At 48.5% G+C, this 4174-nt stretch carries 2 tRNA genes and 2 rRNA genes; all 4 read right to left on the reverse strand.

What is annotated here, in order from left to right:
• A 23S ribosomal RNA gene (locus AC58CZ_RS13195) occupies positions 1-1509 on the reverse strand; the annotation flags it as partial.
• Between the two features lie 350 nt (positions 1510-1859).
• Positions 1860-1935 (reverse strand) — tRNA-Ala (locus AC58CZ_RS13200).
• 96 nt (positions 1936-2031) lie between these two features.
• Positions 2032-2108 (reverse strand) — tRNA-Ile (locus AC58CZ_RS13205).
• A gap of 72 nt (positions 2109-2180) precedes the next feature.
• A 16S ribosomal RNA gene (locus AC58CZ_RS13210) occupies positions 2181-3809 on the reverse strand.
• Between the last annotated feature and the right edge of the window lie 365 nt (positions 3810-4174).

The raw sequence follows: 4174 nt of genomic DNA on the forward strand, positions 1-4174 counted from the left end.
GTACAGCTTGCTATCAGATCTCGGTATAGAATAGCCCGGATTTACCTAAGCTATAAACCTACATCCTTTCACCTGGACAACCAACGCCAGGCTGACATAACCTTCTCCGTCCCTCCATCGCATTATAAACAAGTATCGGAATATTAACCGATTTCCCATCGACTACGCCTTTCGGCCTCGCCTTAGGGGTCGACTCACCCAGCCCCGATTAACGTTGGACTGGAACCCTTGATCTTCCGGCGTGGATGCTTTTCACACCCATTATCGTTACTCACGTCAGCATTCGCTCTTGTGATACCTCCAGCATGCTTTACAACACACCTTCACAGGCTTACACAACGCTCCCCTACCACTTGAAAACAAATTCAAATCCGCAGCTTCGGCTCCTAGTTTGAGCCCCGTTACATCTTCCGCGCGGGCCGACTCGACTAGTGAGCTATTACGCTTTCTTTAAAGGATGGCTGCTTCTAAGCCAACCTCCTAGCTGTCTATGCCTTCCCACCTCGTTTCCCACTTAACTAGGAATTTGGGGCCTTAGCTGGCGGTCTGGGTTGTTTCCCTCTCCACGATGGACGTTAGCACCCACCGTGTGTCTCCCGGATATCACTCATCGGTATTCGGAGTTTGCATCGGTTTGGTAAGTCGGTATGACCCCCTAGCCGAAACAGTGCTCTACCCCCAATGGTGTTCGTCCGAGGCGCTACCTAAATAGCTTTCGGGGAGAACCAGCTATCACCGAGTTTGATTAGCCTTTCACCCCTATCCACAAGTCATCCCCTGGCTTTTCAACGACAGTGGGTTCGGTCCTCCGGTGCCTGTTACGGCACTTTCAACCTGCTCATGGATAGATCACTCGGTTTCGGGTCTATACCCTGCAACTAGACGCCCTATTAAGACTCGGTTTCCCTACGGCTCCCCTAAACGGTTAACCTTGCTACAGAATATAAGTCGCTGACCCATTATACAAAAGGTACGCGGTCACCCAACAAGTGGGCTCCCACTGCTTGTACGCACACGGTTTCAGGTTCTATTTCACTCCCCTCACAGGGGTTCTTTTCGCCTTTCCCTCACGGTACTGGTTCACTATCGGTCAGTCAGGAGTATTTAGCCTTGGAGGATGGTCCCCCCATCTTCAAACAGGATTTCTCGTGCCCCGCTCTACTTAATATGTTAACGCTAATGTTTCGAATACAGGACTATCACCTACTACGGTCAGCTTTCCCACGCTGTTCTTCTACATTAGCACTAATCGGCTTCTCCCCGTTCGCTCGCCGCTACTAGGGGAATCTCAATTGATGTCTATTCCTAAGGGTACTGAGATGTTTCACTTCCCCTCGTTCGCTTCTTGTACAAGTACAAGATACTTACCTTATGGTAAGTGGGTTTCCCCATTCAGAAATCTCCGGATCACAGGATATTGCCGCCTCCCCGAAGCTTATCGCAGGCTGTCACGTCTTTCATCGCCTCTGACTGCCAAGGCATCCACCATGTGCGCTTCATTACTTGACCATACAACCCCAAGTAGTCTTTCGACTTCTAAGTGTCATACAATCTAATTATGATAACGATATCACCTATGTTTATACGCTTGATTCAGTTCTCTTTACTTTTTTAATAACTCACCCCTGGGATAACAAACAATGTCGTTAAGAGGTGAGTTATTAAGGTTAGGATGTGCGCGTGAACACGCTCATCCTAACCCAGACTCATATCTATGTTTTTAAATAGTCTCTATGCTCTCGTCGAGTCACAGATTCTGTATAAAACAGAAAGAAGTAATCGTGTCTTTATTCAAGATGAATCACTTGTTTCTATTTGATACCTATTTTATTTAGCACGCTAAGCTTAGCCGTCTATAGTGGTGGAGCCAAACGGAGTCGAACCGTTGACCTCCTGCGTGCAAGGCAGGCGCTCTACCAACTGAGCTATGGCCCCTGAGCGAGGATACAATCGAAGCACTGCTTCGATCCGAGCGCAAGAGGAAATCCCTTAAAGGGGATTTACTTAGGGCTCTTTCACCTACATTAATAATGGTGGGTCTAAGTGGACTCGAACCACTGACCCCCGCGTTATCAACACGGTGCTCTAACCAGCTGAGCTACAGACCCTGATACGTCCTAAAACGTAAGCTTAAACTAAAGAACAACTTGTTGTGAATTCTTGCTGACCGAATGCGTCTATAAGGAGGTGATCCAGCCGCAGGTTCCCCTACGGCTACCTTGTTACGACTTCACCCCAGTCATCAACCACACCGTGGTGAACGCTCCCCTTACGGTTAAGCTATCCACTTCTGGTGCAATCAACTCCCATGGTGTGACGGGCGGTGTGTACAAGGCCCGGGAACGTATTCACCGCGGCATTCTGATCCGCGATTACTAGCGATTCCTACTTCATGGAGTCGAGTTGCAGACTCCAATCTGGACTACGATAGGCTTTTTGAGATTCGCATCACATCGCTGTGTAGCTGCCCTCTGTACCTACCATTGTAGCACGTGTGTAGCCCTGGTCGTAAGGGCCATGATGACTTGACGTCGTCCCCGCCTTCCTCCAGTTTGTCACTGGCAGTATCCTTAGAGTTCCCGGCTTAACCCGCTGGTAACTAAGGACAAGGGTTGCGCTCGTTGCGGGACTTAACCCAACATCTCACGACACGAGCTGACGACAGCCATGCAGCACCTGTATTCTAATTCCCGAAGGCACTCCCGCATCTCTGCAGGATTCTAGATATGTCAAGACCAGGTAAGGTCCTTCGCGTTGCATCGAATTAAACCACATGCTCCACCGCTTGTGCGGGCCCCCGTCAATTCATTTGAGTTTTAACCTTGCGGCCGTACTCCCCAGGCGGTCTACTTATTGCGTTAGCTGCGTCACTAAGTCCTCAAGGGACCCAACGACTAGTAGACATCGTTTACGGCGTGGACTACCAGGGTATCTAATCCTGTTTGCTACCCACGCTTTCGAGCCTCAGTGTCAGTATGATGCCAGGAAGCTGCCTTCGCCATCGGTATTCCTTCAGATCTCTACGCATTTCACCGCTACACCTGAAATTCTACTTCCCTCTCACCTACTCTAGCCTAACAGTTTCAGATGCAGTTCCCAGGTTAAGCCCGGGGATTTCACATCTGACTTATCAAGCCACCTACGCTCGCTTTACGCCCAGTAATTCCGATTAACGCTTGCACCCTCTGTATTACCGCGGCTGCTGGCACAGAGTTAGCCGGTGCTTATTCTGCAGCTAATGTCATCGCTAACGGGTATTAACCGTTAGGTCTTCTTCACTGCTTAAAGTGCTTTACAACCAAAAGGCCTTCTTCACACACGCGGCATGGCTGGATCAGGGTTTCCCCCATTGTCCAATATTCCCCACTGCTGCCTCCCGTAGGAGTCCGGGCCGTGTCTCAGTCCCGGTGTGGCTGATCATCCTCTCAGACCAGCTACAGATCGTCGCCTTGGTAGGCCTTTACCCCACCAACTAGCTAATCCGACTTAGGCTCATCTAATAGCGAGAGCAACAAGTTGCCCCCTTTCTCCCGTAGGACGTATGCGGTATTAATACGAGTTTCCCCGTGCTATCCCCCACTACTAGGTAGATTCCTAAGTATTACTCACCCGTCCGCCGCTCGACGCCTGGTAGCAAGCTACCATCGTTTCCGCTCGACTTGCATGTGTTAAGCNGGTAGATTCCTAAGTATTACTCACCCGTCCGCCGCTCGACGCCTGGTAGCAAGCTACCATCGTTTCCGCTCGACTTGCATGTGTTAAGCCTGCCGCCAGCGTTCAATCTGAGCCATGATCAAACTCTTCAGTTTAATCTTGCTATGAAGCTCTTTAAAGAAGCTTCTAAACTTGGCTCATTTAATCTGGCAAAATCGCTAAAAATTATGTTCGTAATGAATTAACTTTGAGTTTTTCTGCTGTCTTAAATGATAATTTTTATAGTTGGTGTTCTACCGTAAAGATAGTCGACCAACTTTATTTTTTAGCATTCTGAATCAGCAAAAATCCACACAAGTTGTTCTTTAGTTATGCTTTTAAATAGTCTCAATCACTGTCGTCCAGTCATCGATATATAGGGTATTACTAACGCTATTCGCCTTCCCTGTTGCCAGTTAAGCTATCTAGCGAGCCGACTATCTTATCATATTGATTTGAATTGTCAAGACTTTTTATAATT

It is taken from the genome of Psychrobacter sp. CR212, assembly GCF_059693765.1.